At 60.4% G+C, this 15,171-nt stretch carries 13 protein-coding genes; 6 read left to right on the plus strand and 7 right to left on the minus strand.

Translation table 11 applies throughout. The annotated features are described in order from the left end of the window. Together NW851_RS11035 and NW851_RS11040 are read right to left on the minus strand one after the other, a co-directional pair. Positions 1-235: hypothetical protein (locus tag NW851_RS11035; protein WP_414338507.1), on the minus strand; the 235-nt coding region annotated here is incomplete at its 3' end. Beyond that, positions 222-977 (minus strand): ankyrin repeat domain-containing protein, encoded by a 756-nt coding sequence (locus NW851_RS11040; protein ID WP_414338510.1) that lies wholly within the window; start codon positions 975-977, stop codon positions 222-224. The genes NW851_RS11040 and NW851_RS11035, both read right to left, overlap by 14 nt. Before the next feature lie 310 nt (positions 978-1,287). On the opposite strand from NW851_RS11040, the gene NW851_RS11045 reads away from it, so the two are divergent. Further along, positions 1,288-1,845: a DnaJ domain-containing protein gene (locus NW851_RS11045; protein ID WP_414335518.1), complete on the plus strand. Its 558-nt coding sequence runs from the start codon at positions 1,288-1,290 to the stop codon at positions 1,843-1,845. Here the strand turns inward: NW851_RS11045 and NW851_RS11050 are convergent. After that, on the minus strand, positions 1,842-3,260 hold the full coding sequence (locus tag NW851_RS11050; protein ID WP_414335520.1) for a 2-succinylbenzoate--CoA ligase: 1,419 nt from the start codon (positions 3,258-3,260) through the stop codon (positions 1,842-1,844). The genes NW851_RS11045 and NW851_RS11050 overlap by 4 nt on opposite strands. 273 nt (positions 3,261-3,533) lie before the next feature. On the opposite strand from NW851_RS11050, the gene NW851_RS11055 reads away from it, so the two are divergent. The 3 genes from NW851_RS11055 to radC are packed head-to-tail and all read left to right on the plus strand — an operon-like array spanning position 3,534 to position 7,030. Further along, entirely contained in the window at positions 3,534-4,595 is a 1,062-nt protein-coding gene (locus NW851_RS11055) for a CIA30 family protein (RefSeq protein WP_414338513.1), read from the plus strand. Next, positions 4,588-6,291 (plus strand): ArnT family glycosyltransferase, encoded by a 1,704-nt coding sequence (locus NW851_RS11060; RefSeq protein WP_414338516.1) that lies wholly within the window; start codon positions 4,588-4,590, stop codon positions 6,289-6,291. The genes NW851_RS11055 and NW851_RS11060 overlap by 8 nt, the downstream gene beginning before the upstream one ends. 7 nt (positions 6,292-6,298) lie before the next feature. Next, the gene (gene radC / locus NW851_RS11065; RefSeq protein ID WP_414335526.1) at positions 6,299-7,030 is read left to right on the plus strand and encodes a RadC family protein; all 732 of its coding nucleotides are present in this window, start codon (positions 6,299-6,301) and stop codon (positions 7,028-7,030) included. Positions 7,031-7,156: 126 nt separating this feature from the next. On the opposite strand, the gene fmt is transcribed toward radC, so the two are convergent. The 4 genes from fmt to NW851_RS11085 all read right to left on the minus strand — a co-directional run bounded on the left by fmt (position 7,157) and on the right by NW851_RS11085 (position 12,127). Then, positions 7,157-8,125, minus strand: coding sequence for a methionyl-tRNA formyltransferase (gene fmt, locus NW851_RS11070; RefSeq protein WP_414338520.1), 969 nt, complete (start codon positions 8,123-8,125; stop codon positions 7,157-7,159). A gap of 25 nt (positions 8,126-8,150) precedes the next feature. After that, the gene (locus NW851_RS11075; RefSeq protein ID WP_414335530.1) at positions 8,151-8,852 is read right to left on the minus strand and encodes a hypothetical protein; all 702 of its coding nucleotides are present in this window, start codon (positions 8,850-8,852) and stop codon (positions 8,151-8,153) included. Between the two features lie 76 nt (positions 8,853-8,928). After that, positions 8,929-10,329: a magnesium transporter gene (mgtE, locus tag NW851_RS11080; RefSeq protein ID WP_414338524.1), complete on the minus strand. Its 1,401-nt coding sequence runs from the start codon at positions 10,327-10,329 to the stop codon at positions 8,929-8,931. Between the two features lie 73 nt (positions 10,330-10,402). Beyond that, complete coding sequence (locus tag NW851_RS11085) at positions 10,403-12,127, minus strand: electron transfer flavoprotein (RefSeq protein ID WP_414333493.1); 1,725 nt, start codon at positions 12,125-12,127, stop codon at positions 10,403-10,405. Positions 12,128-12,245: 118 nt separating this feature from the next. Between NW851_RS11085 and NW851_RS11090 the strand changes: the two genes are divergently transcribed. Beyond that, complete coding sequence (locus NW851_RS11090; RefSeq protein ID WP_414333491.1) at positions 12,246-13,379, plus strand: anhydro-N-acetylmuramic acid kinase; 1,134 nt, start codon at positions 12,246-12,248, stop codon at positions 13,377-13,379. A 174-nt stretch (positions 13,380-13,553) separates the two neighbouring features. Further along, the gene (locus NW851_RS11095; protein WP_414333489.1) at positions 13,554-14,990 is read left to right on the plus strand and encodes a DUF2079 domain-containing protein; all 1,437 of its coding nucleotides are present in this window, start codon (positions 13,554-13,556) and stop codon (positions 14,988-14,990) included. Positions 14,991-15,171: the final 181 nt, after the last annotated feature.

Here is a 15,171-nt window from a genome sequence, read left to right on the forward strand (position 1 = left end):
GGGGGTGAGGGATGTCCCTCAGGGAGAGGGGCTGGGGGTGAGGGATGTCCCCCAGGGAGAGGGGCTGGGGGTGAGGGATGTCCCTCAGGGAGAGGAGCTGGGGGTGAGGGATGTCCCTCAGGGAGAGGGGCTGGGGGTGAGGGATGTCCCCCAGGGAGAGGGGCTGGGGGTGAGGGCAGCGACGCGGAGCGCTTGGGTCGGCGGCAATAGCAAACTTGATACTAAAGGGTTGCACCTCGGTCTTGTAACCATTGGACAGCCAAGCTGTGTTGGCGTTTTTGGGCATAGGCCAAAGGAGTATGCCCATCTTCATTGCGAGGGTTCAATTCGGCCCCATTTTCCAGCAAAAGTTCCAGGATTGCCACATGCCCCTCCCAAGCAGCCCAGTGCATCGGTGTTGCCCCAAATCGGTTGCGCGCATTGACATTGGCCCCATACAAGAGCAGAAAGCGAGCAATGCCCAGTTGCCCTTGGGTAGCAGCCTCGTGCAGAGGAGTTCGACCGGTTGCATCGGCGGCATCCACCGGCGCTCCTTTGGATAACAGGCGGGCCAGGATGCTTTTTCGTCCGGTGGTCGTGGCCCAATGGAGAACGCCAGAGGTATTGGCTCCTTTTTGGATGAGCAGACCGATCACCTCTGCCTGATCGGTTAAGGCAGCCCGATGGAGAGGGGTATATCCATAGCCATCTGGAAGGTTGATGTCGCTGCCTGCCCTCAAAAGACGCTCCACCAGCTTGACCCGACCGCTGGCGGCGGCCAAATGGAGCGGGGTGACACCTGTGGGATCCAAGGCATTGGGAGAAGCACCATGGGCCAAGAGCAAATCCAGCAGTTCCAAATTGCCAAGCAGTGTTGCTTTATGAAGCAAGGTCAGTCCTTGAGCATCGACAGCATTCACATCTTCCCCTTGCTGCAAATGGGCTAATAATTGCTCTTGATCTTGATCTGCAAGAGCTTGATGAAGGGCTTCACTCATAGTCGATCGATAGAAGTCAAAGAAACCGATTGGGAATGGGGTTTCCAAATAACTTGGGCAAAGTCTAACACCGGATCCCTACCCTTGAGGTAGCTACAGGAAGAGAGACCTCTGCGTGCTCAGTCAAAGTGGCATTACAGCATCAAGCCCCAGCTAGGAGAACAACTTTCCATGAGATCGCATGAGCGCCGAGAAGATCCCTTGGTTTAGCCCGGCTTGGCATGGCATGATCATCGGCATAATCAGGGGTCGGAGCTGACTTTTGGCCCAGGTTCTGCCACTCTCAATTCCCTTCCTTCTGCCACCGCTCATGGACTACTACGCGATTCTCAACCTATCGCCGGAAGCGGACATCGAAGATATCAAGCAAGCCTTTCGCCGGTTGGCGCGGCAGTTTCACCCCGATGTGGCAGGGGAGGGATCTCGAGAGCGGTTCCAGCAAATCTATCAGGCCTACCAAGTGCTGAGCGACCCCGAGCAGCGGCGGCGCTACGATGCCCAGCGTCAATCTCCTCCTGCCGCCGGCCAGAGGCGGGTGGTCATCCGCACCGCCGGCTCTTCATCGGCAGAGCACCTCGATCCGGAATTGCTCAAAGAAGGGATTGCCCGCGTCAAGGCAGCCTGGCGCGAGCGTAAGTTGCCCACGGCAGTGGCTCTGGCAGAGGCGCTGTTGAAACGGTTTCCCAACTCCGGCGAGGCCATCCACCTCTTGGCTTTGGCCTACCAGCGCTTCGGCAACCACTTGATCTACGAGGGTCGCCACCAGCAGGCGGAAGCTTACCTGAGAAAGGCTTTGGCTATGGAGCCCCACAACCGGGAATTGACCTTTGAAATCCGGCGAGACTTGGCTCGTCTGGGATCCCGCTAGCTTACCTGGGGCGAGATCCCCAACTGCTGGGCGGCCCACTGCCGGAGCTGTTGGCGGTTCACCTTGCCCTGGAGATTGCGCGGGATCCCGGTGCACCACAGCCAGCGCTTCGGATGCTTGAAGGGACTCAGTTGGCGGCTCAGGTGTTGCTTGAGGCGCATCTCCAGCTCTTGGGGGATCGCCGGGAGCCCGGTTTTGGGGACGACCACCGCCACCACCTGCTGCCCCCATTCGGCATCGGGCAGACCCAGCACCCACACATCGTCCACCCAGCCGCTGGCCCGAACCTCTCCTTCCACCTCGGCAGCCATCACTTTTTCTCCGCCAGTCAGGATCAGGTCGTCGGCGCGACCCAACCAAAAGAGGTGGCCCTGCGAGTCCAGATAGCCCCAATCGCCGGGGGTGAAGCCTTGCTGATGCCATTGGCGCAAACCAAAGTGCTCCGCACCGCTGACGCGAAGGGCGGCCTGGGGGTAATGGCCCAGTGCCAGCGACTTGGCCCGGATGTGGATGAATCCCACGGCATCGCTGGGCAAGGGATCCCCTTGTTCACTGCGGATCTGGAGCGTGGCGTGGGGCAGGGGCCGGCCCAGGCTGTCGTTTCCTTGCCAAAAAGCCTCCGGCAGAAGCGTACAGACTTGGGAAGCCGTTTCGGTCATGCCGTAGGTGAGGGCAAGGGGCAGGTGCAGTTGTCGGGCCTGTTGCCGCAAGCTGGGCCAGGTGGGGCCACCACCGACCAAAATGGCGCGAAATTGGCGCAGGCTCTCCACAACTCCCGGCTGGGGGTTGAGCAACAGCCGTTGCAACTGAGTGGGTACCAGCGATAGAAAACTCCCCGGCAAGGGGGGATCCCAGGCCTCGGCTTGCTGTTGCCGTTTCCAATCCCAGACGATCCACTGCCCACCGGTCAGCCAGGAGCGAACAGCCTGCATCAGGCCGCTGATGTGGTGCAGGGGCAGCAGGCAATAGCTATGGACGCAGTCCACGCCGAAGTGCTGTTGGTGGGCCTTGGCCGAGGCGCTGAGGGTACGCCAAGAGTGGATTGCCCATTTCACCTGGCCGCCGGAGCCGCCGGTAGGGATCCCGATCAACGGCCAATGGGAGCCGGGTACAGCCTCCCGCAGAGAGGGGTTCAATGGGCTGGGATCCCCCTCCAGCCGGCCTTGCCGCCAGCGCCAGCCGCCTCCCAGGCCAGCCACAGCCTGGGCCCACTCTCGTTCTCCCCACTTGGGATTGCCCAAGAAGAGCGGGATCCCCAGTTTTTGACAGGTCAAAACGGCGGCCCACACCTGCAGCGGATCTGAGTCTGCCAGCAGCAGGGGAGCTGTCTTTTCTGCCAAGGGGCGCAATTGCTCTTCCAGTCCAGACAGGCGCTCCCGCCAAGTAACGGAGTGGCAACAGGGGTTCGGAAACATGCTTGGGCCGGTTTGGTCGGTCATCATGCAACTAAAGCGGAGCACCGCCGACACTAGACACAGAATAGCTTGGACTCCACAAGGCAGTTTTGTTGTGTGGCTTGAGCTCATCCGTCGAGAAGCCCCGCCCTCTGTCCGCGCACTGCAAAACCTCACCGGGCTGAGAATGCTGCTGGAAGTCCGGCTGGCCATTGGCCCTGCTCGTGAGCCAATTGCGTTCTGCAAAAGATCTGCATAATTTGGATAATCTGGACAAAGGGACGAGGTAAAGTCATGCCTTGGGAGCTGGGGCGGTTTTGGAACACGCTGACCTACTACGAGGCGTTGCCCTTTGCCGACTTCTGGCGCTGGGTTCAGAATGGGTTGCAAAGCCCAGCAGTTAACTGTATGCCTCCTTCCCTGACTCCGGCCACTTCCCTTCCGGTGGTTCTTTTGGGCGATGGCCTGCCCGAAGGTTTGGCAGAGGCGTTGCACCGGCAGGGAGCAGCGGTGGGGCAGAGCCAGGACTGGCTGACGGCCAGGGTGATCTTAGGGCTGGGAGCGCCAGAGACGGCCAAGGCTCACCTGGAGCGGCTACGCCGCAGTGGACAGACGGAACAGATGCTCTTTGACTTCCGCCGGCCCGATCCCCAGTTGAACCAGTTCTGGGGCATCCTGGACGATGTGGTGATGGGCGGGGTGAGCCAAAGCCAACTGCTCTGGGGAGAGGGCGAGCTGCTGTTTACGGGCCAGGTTTCCACGGCCAACTTCGGCGGCTTTGTTTCCACCCGCACGCGCAATTGGCAGCCGCCCTTGGATGCCTCAGGGTTTGCCGGCCTGGAGCTGCGGCTACGGGGCGATGGACAGCGCTACAAGGTTCTGCTGCGGGATCAAGGGGGCTGGGACAGCCCGGCCTACAGCTATGCTTTCGACACCACCCCAGGGGAGGAGCAGACTGTTCAAGTTCCTTTTGCCGAGATGGTGCCCACCTTTCGCGCCCGCCGGGTTGCCGCTCCCCCCTTGAATACCCGCCAGATCCATTCGCTGCAACTGATGCTGAGCAAGTTTGAAGCCGACGGCAGCCCCAACCCCCGTTTTCGGCCTGGGCCGTTTCGGCTGGGCGTGCGTTGGATCGGGCTCTATCGCCAGGAGCCGCTGCCGCAACTGATTGGGGTGGCGCGGGGATCCCTGGCGCCCGATTGGGTGGCGGCCCTGCAGGAGAGCTCCAGCCGTTGGTGTGGGGTGGAGATTCCCGCCGAGATCGAGGGATCCACCTTAGCCGCTCACCTACTGCGCCTTTTGCGCTCGCCCGCCAGTGTGGGCCGGGTGGTGCCCCTGCAAGCCTTCCATGGCTAAGCTTCTTGGCGGCCTCCAGGGATCCCTAGGAATGGGGCTTTTGGCCCTCCTGTGGCTGGGGGCGGGCCAGGGGATCCCTTACCTATTTGACTGGGACGAGCTCATTTACGCCAGCTTGGCGCGGCAGATGCTGGCCAGCGGCGATCCCCTGGCTTTGCAGATCAACGGCGAGCCCTTCTACGAGAAGCCGCCCCTGTTTTTCTGGCTGCAGGCCCTGGCGATGGCAGCCCTGGGGATCAACGAAGGGGCGGCGCGGCTGCCCAATGCCTGGGTTGGCGGCATCACGGTGGCCCTCTTGGTGGCGTGGGGAGGTCGGCTGCGCGGGGTGGGGTTTGGCTGCCTCTGGGGGATCCTGCTCCTGACGGGCTACCTGCCTTTGTTTTTCTACAAAACCGGCCTCATCGACCCGCTGCTGAATTTGGGCATGGGCGTGGGGCTGGGATCCCTTTGGGCTGCTGACGAGGCCTGCCGGGCCGGCCGCTCCGGGCAGGGGTGGAACGCCCTGGGCGCGCTGGCCTTGGGCCTAGCGGTGTTGGCCAAAGGGCCGGTGGGGCTGGTGTTGCCGCTGGGCATCTGGGCCCTCTACAAGCTCTGGCAGCGGGATCCGCCAAGGCGGTGGGGGGAGATTGTGGCTTTCCTCGGCTTGGCGGGGGCTATTCCTCTGGCCTGGCTGGCGCTGGAAGCAGCGGCGCGGGGGCTGCGGTGGCTGGCGGCGTTTTGGCACTACCAGTGGGGTTTGGTGAGTACCCCCAGCGGCCACCCCGGCCCAGTCTATTTTCATCTGCTGGCCTTTGCTCTAGGGTGTTTTCCCTGGGCAGCTCCGGCCTTGGCGGAGATCTTGGCCAGCCTCCGCAGGAGCAGTGACTCGGCAGGGGCGGATTTAACTCAGCGGGCAGAACGCCTGCTGTTGGTGGCCTTCGGGGTGGTGCTGGCTCTGTTTTCGCTCTTAGTGCAAACCAAGTTGATCCACTACACCTCGCTGCTTTACCCTATTGGGGCCTACTTTGCTGCCCTGCGCCTGCAACGCCTGGGGTCAAGAGAGGCTCAACTCAGCGTTTGGGAAGGCGGCTGGATCCTGCTGAGCGGCTTGTTTTGGCTAGCCCTGTGGCTGCTATTGCCCTGGCTGGGATCCCAGGATCCCGTCCTGCTGCCGGTGGCCGAGAAGAGATTGGCCGCTTTGGGGATCCCGCTTTCCGACCTTTTCGAGAGCCTAGCGGGCAGCTTGGCGCTTGGATATCTCCAGGCTGAGGTGGAGTGGCCCTCCTTCACCTATGGCCCTGCTGTGCTCCTGGCGTTGGGGGGACTGGCCTGGATTAGAGCTCGGCACAATGTTCGAGGATGGGCCATCTTGCTCTTGGCCACAGGACTAAGCGCCCAGTTGGCCTGGAGCTGGGTTTTCCCACGGGTGTTGCAGCATACTCAGGGGGGATCCATCTACTTTTTCCGCCAGTTTGCTGGCCCAGAACCGGCTCTTTCGGGAAGGGTTGGCCTTTATGGGCTGCGGTCGTTTGTACCCTATTTTTATGGCCCGCTGCGGGTGCCCTATGCCGCCAACCCGGAGGAGCTGGCCGCCTGGCAGGTGCCCGACTATCTGGTGACCTGGGATCCCTTTGTAGCTGAGCTAGCAGCAACTTGGCAGGTCGTAGAGCGCCGCAGCCCCTTTTGGCTGTTGAAAAAAACCTCTTCTCTCCCCTAGCCGCAAGATGAGCCAGTACGTGTTGCGTATCAGCGACCTTCCCCTTCAGGATCGCCCGCGCGAGCGGCTGCTTAACCAAGGGGCAAGAAACCTCTCCCACGCGGAGCTGCTGGCCATTTTGCTCAACACCGGCCAGGGGGCAGGTAAGCTCTCGGCCGTTGGCCTGGCCCAGTTGCTCTTGAAAAAATTGGAAGCCCAGGGGGATCCCTTGGCCCAACTGCGCCAGCTGGAAGCCGGGGAGCTGCTGCAAATTGAGGGCATCGGCCCAGCCAAAGCAGCAACAGTGTTGGCGGCCATCGAGCTGGGGCGGCGGGTGTTTTTGGCCCGACTACCCGAGCGGACGGTGATTGAATCGCCAGAACAGGCGGCCATGGCCCTAAGCGGCGACCTGATGTGGGAGACCCAAGAGCACTTTGCCGTCCTGCACTTGGACATCAAACACCGCCTTATCGGCCAGCAGATTGTAACCCGGGGAACCGCCACGGAAACTCTCACTCACCCGCGGGAAACCTTCCGCAGCGCCATCAAGCAAGGAGCCAGCCGCATCCTGGTGGCCCACAACCACCCCTCCGGCAGTTTGGATCCCAGCCCGGAGGATCTTGCCCTGACGCAGCAACTCTTGCAGGCGGGGCAACTGCTGCAGATCCCGGTTTTGGATCACCTCATCCTCGGCGGCGGGCAGTTCCTCAGCCTGCGCCAACACACCCGCCTGTGGGAGGAGTTTCCCCAGCCAGAGTAGCTCCCCAGCCCCTCTCCCAGGGTAGCCAGCCCAAGCGCTCCGCGCCGCTCACGCGACCACCCCCGGCCCCTCTCCCAGGGGGAGCATTCCCTCACCCCCGGCCCCTCTCCCAAGGGGAGAGGGGGGCTAGGGATCCGGCAGCGCCTCAAAGCACATGCCCACCCTGAGCTGGCCGCCGTTGACCAAGTCCCAGGCCGACTGTTCTTTTCTGCCGGGCAGTTGGGCCCGCCGGATGAGAAGGGATCCCTCGCCGGTAGCCACATACACCCCTTCTCCTCTGGCCAGTCCCACCACTTCTCCGGGGCTACCCTGGAGAAGAGGGTCGGGCGGTGGATGCAACTGGGGAGCGGCAGAGCGGACAATCTTAATCCGTTTTCCCTGCAAGCCGGTAAAGCAGTCGGGAGAAAAGGCGCGGATTTGGTTGTGCAAGGCCTGGGCTGGGCGCCGCCAATCGAGCTGGAAGTCCTGCTTTTTAAGGAGGGGGGCATAGGTGGCCCGCGAGTCATCCTGGGGAATGGGGGTGATCTCTCCTTTTTCTAGTTTCACCAGGGTTTCCACCAGTAGCTCGGCCCCCAGTTGGGCCAGTTGGGAGGCCAGTTCCAGCCCAGTCTGCTCTGGCCCAATGGGCAGCTTGGCCTGCAGCAAGATGGCTCCTGTATCCAGGCCCTCGTCCATGAGCATGGTGGTGACGCCGGTCTCGGTCTCGCCGTTGGCAATGGCCCACTGGATGGGGGCAGCGCCGCGGTAAGCCGGCAGAAGGGAGGCGTGGACATTGACGCAGCCCAACCTGGGCATTTGCAGCACCGCCGGCGGCAGGATTTGGCCATAGGCCACCACCACAAACACATCGGCAGCCAGCGCCTCTAGCGCCGCCAACACCTCTGGATCCCGCCGCAGCCGGACAGGCTGCCACACCGGGATCCCATGGGCTTGGGCAAGGACCTTGGTGGGCGGCGGGAGCACCTTCTGCCCTCGTCCCTGCGGCCGATCCGGCTGGCAGACCAAGCCCACTACTTCAAAGGAAGACTGCCGCTGCAACAGGATCTGCAGGGAAGGCAGGGCAAACTCTGGCGTGCCAAAGAAAACAACCCGCATGACCGACCCCTCTGAGCCCTGCCCTTTAGTCTAGAGGGTTAGGGGGAGGTGGGGAGGGCTCGCCAGTGTCAGGCGCTGGAGAAGGAAAGGGAGAAAGTCTGGCCGGGGGAGCCTGCCAAAAGACGGGCTGTTTGAGATCGAACTCTTGGCTCCAGGCCGGCAAGAAGGAGCCGAGCTTCTGCCCAGAAAGCCGCAGCCGTTGCACAAAGGTCCATTCCAGACGGGTCAAGACCCGCCGCACAAAATCCTTGGCCCAGGCCGGATCCGGAACTTCCGCAGCCTGCAAGTTCACCTGTAAGAGGCTCAGCTTGGGGTGCAGATGGACGCGGGCCTGGAGCCCTTGCGGGCGCAGCAGGTAGTTGAGCACATACTGGATGGCTTCTCCATCCCCGCGTTGGGCACGGTACAGCGGGCTGTTGGGGTTGGGCGGCGGCTGGTAGCGCCACTCGCGGTGCCACTCCGGGATCCCTTCTCCCAGAGGAAAGCCGAACAGCTCCACCAGTCGCTGCCGGTAGCTCAGCGCCAGTTGTTCCAGGGTTGGCAAGAGGCCCTGCAGCAGCCGCTCCGGATCCGGGAGGGGATCCCCTTCTAAACGCAGCAGCAGACGTTGGCCGGAAAGACGCGCCTGCACCTGCAGATGTCCCAGCCCCAGGGATCCCAGGGCTGCTTGCAAGCGAGCCACGATCTCCGGCAGAGCCGCCTGGACATCCACAGAATGGGCAGACACCGGCAGGGATCCGCAACAAGACCAGATCCAACCTAGCCCAATTTCGGCAAGGGCTTGGAGGGGTTGGCGGCTAGGGCTAGATTCCCAGGATTAAACGGGCAACGTAGAAGTAGATCAACACCCCCAGCACGTCCACAATCGTGGTGATGAAGGGGGCGGCCATCAAGGCCGGATCCAGACCAAAGGAGCGAAACAGAAAGGGCAGCCCCGCCCCTGACACCGAAGAGAGAACAGAAATCCCAAATAGGCTTAGCCCGACGATGACCGCCACCAGGAGATCCCGCTGCAGGGCATAGGCCCAGCCGATGGTGATCAAGCTGAGCATGATCCCCAGCATGGCTCCCACCACTGCTTCCCGGGCCAGTACCCCCAACCCGTCCTTGAGGCGCACCGCTGCCGTGCTCAGGCCGCGAATCACCACCGTCGAAGACTGGGAGCCGACGTTGCCGCCGCTATCCACCAACAGTGGGATAAAAGCCGCCAGGGCGATCACCTGGCTTAAGACTTCTTCCTGGCCGGCAATAATCGTGCTGGTAAAGGTGTTGGTAAGCAGCAAAATCAGCAGCCACACCACCCGCTTGCGGGCTGCCTGCCAAAAACTGAGGTCGAAATAGTCATCTTCTCCAGACTGCAACCCCCCCAAGGAGTAGATGTCTTCGGTGGCCTCTTGCTCCACGATGTCCAGTACATCATCTACCGTAACGATCCCCACCAGTCGCCGCTCGGCATCCACCACCGGCACCGCCAACAGGTCGTACCGCTGGATGACCTGCGCCACCTCTTCCTGGTCGGTGTGGGTGCTGACGAACACCACCTCCCGGCTCATCACCTCCTCCAGCCGCTGGGCCGGATCGGCCATCACCAACTCCCGCAAGGATAGGGTTCCCGTCAGGTGTCGCTCCTGGTCGGTGACGTAGAGGTAGTAGATGGTCTCGGTTTCGCGGGCCAAGAGGCGCACCCGCTCCAGTGCCTCGGCTGCCGTCAGGTTCTCTCGCAGGGAAATGTACTCCGGGGTCATGATCCGCCCCGCGGTGTTGGGGGCATAGCCCAGCAGCAGGGCCGTGGCTTCCCGTTCCTGGGGGCTGAGCTGGGGCAGCAGTTCGGCAACCACCTTGGCCGGCAGCTCGTCGAAGAGGCGGGCCCGGTCGTCCGGCGACATCTTGTCCAAGATGTCCTGGATCTCGTGGCTCCTGAACTCGCGCAGCAGCGCCTGTTGCAGATCTATGTCCAGGTGTTCGTAAACGCGGATGGCCAGATCCTTGGGCAGCAAGCGAAAGGCCAGAGCCTGCTGCGCCTCCGGCAACTCCCCGATTACCTCGGCAATGTCCACCGCTTGTACGGGCAGCAGGAGAGATTTGGCTTGTTCCAAGTTGTTTTCCCTTAGGGCCAAGCTGAGCTGGCCACGCAAGAGCTCACAAAATTGCTCGCGGCTCAACTCAGGGCTGGGGGCGGGTGGGATCAGCGGGGCGGAATTCAACGGCTGCACTCCCTGCAACTCTAGCTTTAACTATGCCAGCAAAGCTGAGTCTGTGCTCCCCGCCCCCGTTTTCCTAGAGCCCATAAAAGTCGGGGCCGGATCCCTCGTAGCTGGGGTTAACCCGTAGGTTGAGGTGGGGGCAGACGATCTCGCAGGTGCGGCACTGGATGCAGTTTTCCAGCGACATGGCGTGGGAGCGGATCCCATTGTGTTCGCGGATGTGGTGGACTTCTGCGGTGCAGTCGGCCACGCAGGGGGTAGGGCGGTTCAGCTTGTCGTAGGTGGCAATGCACTGGCGGCAGGTGTCAGCGCTGAACTCAAGGATGTGGCGGTTGCCTTCCGGGTAGCGGGGATCGGCAAAAAAGACGGCATCCGACCGCGAGAAATAGCCCCATCGCGTGGTCAATGCTTCAGGATCCAGACCTGTGGGGGCCACAAAGTCCGCTTGGATGGCGGCATGGGGGGCAACATACCCCCGTGGGGGCGGCTCGCCGGCGCTGACCCGTCCGCTGAGCAGGGTGTAGGCGCGCAGGAGTTCCCCGCCGCGACGCACGGGATCCTGCAGGCCCCAGCGCAGGGATCCCAGCCAGGGGTGGCCGGCATCGACGCTGCGGCAGAGCTGGGGCAGGTACGCTTCCAGCAGGCGGGAGTTTTCCAAAAAGGCTTCCCGAAAATAGCGGCTGCAGTAGAGATCTTGCCCCACCGAGCTCTCCATCACGGCTTTTTGGTAGGCCTCTTGGATGCGCAGATCCCCTTTTAAAAAGCCGTCGTGAATGAGGCCCGCCGCCAGGTAGCCGGTCTCCATGGCGTTGGTAATCCCAGCCAGGCTGCCCACATCCAGCACCCCCAGGGCATCCCCCAAGAGCAAAGCCCCTTCGACGCCAAAGCGGCTGGGCAGGCTGTAGTAGCCCCCCTCAGGAATGACGGCAGCCCCGTACTTGAGCAACTTGCCACCGGCAATCAGGGATTGGATCCAGGGATGGGCTTTGAACTCCTGCAGGCGCTGCTGCGGGTTGAGGTTGGGATTTTTGCTGTCGAGGCCGATGATGAGGCCCAGGGCCAGGCGGTTATCCTTGAGGCCGTAGACAAAGCCGCCGCTGAAGCTGCCATCCAAAACCGGATAGCCCAAGGTGTGCCACACCTGCCCCTGCAGCGAGCAAGGGATCTGCCACAGCTCTTTGACCCCCACCGACCACAGTTGCGGCCGAGGGCGCAGGTGAAACTTCTCGACCAGGTCTTTGGAGATAAATCCCTTGTCGCCAAAGCAGGTGAGCTCGGCAAAGACGCAATCTTCGTAAACTTGGCCGGAGTCGCTCACCCGCACCCCAATGACTCGCTCCCCTTCGTAGAGGATCTCGTGGGCAGCAAAGCCGGGGAACAGATCCAGGGTAACGTTGGGGATCCCTTTGGCCTTTTCCTGCAGGGTTTCGGCCAGCCAGCGGATGACATGGCTAAGGGTGAGGATGAACTGCCCCTGCTTGCGCAACCCCTTTGGGATTGCTGCTTCCGGCAGATCCCAGCGCTCTTGGGATCCCAGTACGCTCAGATGGCTGACTTCCACCCGCCCCTCGTGGGGAAATCCTTGGCTCTCAAAATCCGGGAAGAGCCTGGCGATGGCCTGGGGATTGCAGATGGCGCCGCTGACGATGTGCCCGCCAAATTGCCGGGCTTTTTCCAAGATGGCGATGGAGATTTTGAGCCCCGAGAGCTTGGCCAGATCCAAAAGGCGATGGGCCAGGATCAGGTTGGAGGAGCTTCCTCCCACCAAAAGCAGGTCGTAGCGGATGGCGTCACTCATGCAGAATTCCCCACGCAGCGGCTCTGGATACCCTGCCTGTATCCTAGAGAGGGAAGGCCAAAAGGGGGCAAAACTTTAGACCTTCTCAAGCCTCTGCGCCGAGCCCTCGACAGGATAGGTGATTGTCATTGGCTTAATGTCGGGCACTTCTGTGGACGGGATCGATGTAGCCATCGTCCACATCGAGGGCAACGATCCTCTCCGGTGGGAGCTGTTGCATTTCCAAACAATCCCCTATTGCCCGCTGCTGCGGGCAGAGATTTTGCGGGCTGCGGATCCCAAAACCGGCACGGTAGACCATATCTGCGCTTTAAACTTTCGTTTGGGTCGCGCTTTTGCGGAAGCGGCCCTGCAAGGGATCCAAGCGGCCCACCTCACCCCCCCACAGGTCGATCTCATCGGCAGCCACGGCCAAACCCTTTGGCACAGCCCCGATGGGCCAGAAGCCTCGACCTTACAAATCGGTGAAGCGGCGGTGATTGCCGAGCTGACCGGGATCCCTGTGGTGAGCAACTTTCGGGCGCGGGACATGGCAGCGGGGGGCCAGGGCGCACCTTTGGTGGCTTTTGTGGATTGGCTGTTGCTGAGTCATCCCCACTTCCATCGGGCGGCCCAAAACATCGGCGGCATAGCCAACCTTACCTATCTCCCTAGCCTCAGCAGCGGCGGATCCCCTTTGGCTTTCGACACCGGCCCCGGCAACGTGTTGATCGATTTGGCGGTGATGCGGGCCAGCCAAGGACAACAAGCTTTTGATCGCGACGGAAAATGGGCTACCCAAGGCCAGATCCACTGGGAAAAAATTACAGAATGGATGCGGGATCCCTACTTTCATAAAGCACCGCCCAAAACCACTGGCCGAGAGTACTTTGGATCCCTTTACTTGGAACGAATTTGGCCCCAATTTGCCTCCGCCCACGACTGCATTGCCACGCTAACGGGGTTTACCGCTCGCTCCATTGCCCAAGCTTACAGAGACTTCTTGCCCGCGATCCCAGAGCAAGTTATCGTCAGCGGTGGCGGCACCCAAAACCCTGTCCTCATGCAATTGTTGCAGGAACAACTGCCGGCCACAACCCTGCTTACCTCCGACCAAGTGGGGATCCCTTCTGCAGCCAAAGAAGCCTTTGCTTTTGCGGTATTAGCTTATAAAACCTGGCAGGGTGAGACCAACAGTTTGCCGGAAGCAACTGGAGCAAGACGTGCTACCATCTTGGGCCAAATTACACCCTCTTGTCGTAACCAGTCCTAGCTCATCTGTACCGTTGTCCCCAATAAGCTTTCTCATACTCCTGAAGAAAGAGAGAGGCCCGGGCTTGAGACGGTTCATCTGCCCAATCCAGACTCGCTGGGATGTGACGCAAGGCTGAGAAAGACGGTAAAGTTGCCTTGCCGAGATCCACAGGATCCAAGAGCCCTGGTTCTTATGAAAGATCGTCCTCTACCTTTGTGCCTGACGGCAATGGCGCTTTGTAATTTCTTCATTCTCTTGAGCTGCAGTGTTGCGCGGCATCACTTGTTTCAGTCAGGAGGATATGATCTCGGTATTTTCGACCAAGCTGTTTATTTAATCAGCCGTGGCGAGTTTCCTTTTTCTACTATTCGCGGGATCCACATTCTTGGGGATCACGCAGCTTTTATCTTGTATCCTCTCAGTCTTTTGTATCGCATTGTTCCCTCTGTATATTGGCTGTTCGGCATTCAAGCTCTGGCACTAACGCTGGGAGCGCTGGCCGTTTACCATCTGGCGCTCCAGGTCGAGATTGATTCTGGCAGGGCGAGAACAATTGCCGCCGCCTATCTTCTCTACCCGGCCATCTTCAACGCCAACCTTTTTGATTTTCATCCAGAAGTGTTGGCCGTTCCCCTTTTTTTGGCAGCTATACTCTGTATTCGCTCTGGCAAGTTGTGGGGGTTTTTGCTGTGCCTAGGCGGTATCCTCGGCTGCAAGGCGGTGTTGTCTCTCAATGTCGTTGCCCTGGGAGCTTGGCTGTTGCTCTTTGAAAGCAGACGAGTTGAAAGGCGCTGCCAAGTGGCCGGCTGGCTTGCCATAGCGACAGGGTCGGCTTGGTTTGGCATGGCCGCTTTTTGGATTATTCCTCACTTCAGTGGCAGCGAGCCGGCAGCCGTTTCTCACTATAGCTATTTGGGCAGTTCCGTTCCTGAAATTATCCAAAACTTGGTCCTCAAGCCAACATTAGTCCTGGGCAAAGTCTTCTCTCTCGACACCCTATTCTATGGATTTTTGTTAATCATTCCTGTGGCTTGGGGCCTCTCCTGGCGCCACTGGGATCCCTGGATCCCTGCCCTGCCAACCCTGGGGCTGAATATACTTTCTAGCAATCCTGCTTATCGGGATCTGGTGCATCAGTATGCATTACCTGTTGTTCCTTTTCTCTTTCTAGCTGTTATCGAAAACGCGAAAGCATTCCCCTTTTGGTTTTGCTCCGTCAAAAGCAGAAAAGCAGCGCTAGCCTGGTCTTTGCTGGCTTTTTTAGCTCTGGCAAAATACCCCTTTTTCGGCTCCATCTATCTTCAGTCTCTTGACACTTGGCAGGCCACTCGCGAGGCCCTTGCCCACATCACCACCCAAGGGGGCGTCCTCACTACCCACGAGATTAGCCCCCACCTCACCCACCGGCAAGTTATTTACTTTACTGACGAGAGCCGCTTCAAGGGATCTCCCCCTGCACAATGGGATCCCTTTGACTACGTTTTGCTTAACAGCCGCCATCCGGGGTGGCGCAGCAGCCCAGAGTTCTCCCAGACCCTGCTTGCCGCCTTACAAAAAGAAACCTCGTTTCAGCTTCTCTACCATCGCGATGGGGTGTATTTGTTCTCTAGGATACGACAAGAACCTTAGGCTTAGCCGGCCATTCTAAACAAGTTAAACGTCAGAAACCAAAATTCCCTACAGTCCAACAAATTGTTAATAAGCTATTACCTCAACCCAAAGAAATTTCTCACATCGGCGAGGCTTAACCTGGTCCTGGTCTCTTCTTAACTTCTAGGTACTAGCTTTGGGGTGCCTGTCCCAATGCGTG

This window comes from Synechococcus sp. H55.7, assembly GCF_047462395.1.
Lineage (GTDB): Bacteria > Cyanobacteriota > Cyanobacteriia > Thermostichales > Thermostichaceae > Thermostichus.

What these genes read in the sequence shown, in the direction of transcription:
- NW851_RS11040 (WP_414338510.1), bottom strand. Translation starts at nt 977, where the DNA reads ATGAGTGAAGCCCTTCATCAAGCTCTTGCAGATCAAGATCAAGAGCAA.
- NW851_RS11045 (WP_414335518.1), top strand. Translation starts at nt 1,288, where the DNA reads ATGGACTACTACGCGATTCTCAACCTATCGCCGGAAGCGGACATCGAA.
- NW851_RS11050 (WP_414335520.1), bottom strand. Translation starts at nt 3,260, where the DNA reads ATGTTTCCGAACCCCTGTTGCCACTCCGTTACTTGGCGGGAGCGCCTG.
- NW851_RS11055 (WP_414338513.1), top strand. Translation starts at nt 3,534, where the DNA reads ATGCCTTGGGAGCTGGGGCGGTTTTGGAACACGCTGACCTACTACGAG.
- NW851_RS11060 (WP_414338516.1), top strand. Translation starts at nt 4,588, where the DNA reads ATGGCTAAGCTTCTTGGCGGCCTCCAGGGATCCCTAGGAATGGGGCTT.
- radC (WP_414335526.1), top strand. Translation starts at nt 6,299, where the DNA reads ATGAGCCAGTACGTGTTGCGTATCAGCGACCTTCCCCTTCAGGATCGC.
- fmt (WP_414338520.1), bottom strand. Translation starts at nt 8,125, where the DNA reads ATGCGGGTTGTTTTCTTTGGCACGCCAGAGTTTGCCCTGCCTTCCCTG.
- NW851_RS11085 (WP_414333493.1), bottom strand. Translation starts at nt 12,127, where the DNA reads ATGAGTGACGCCATCCGCTACGACCTGCTTTTGGTGGGAGGAAGCTCC.
- NW851_RS11095 (WP_414333489.1), top strand. Translation starts at nt 13,554, where the DNA reads ATGAAAGATCGTCCTCTACCTTTGTGCCTGACGGCAATGGCGCTTTGT.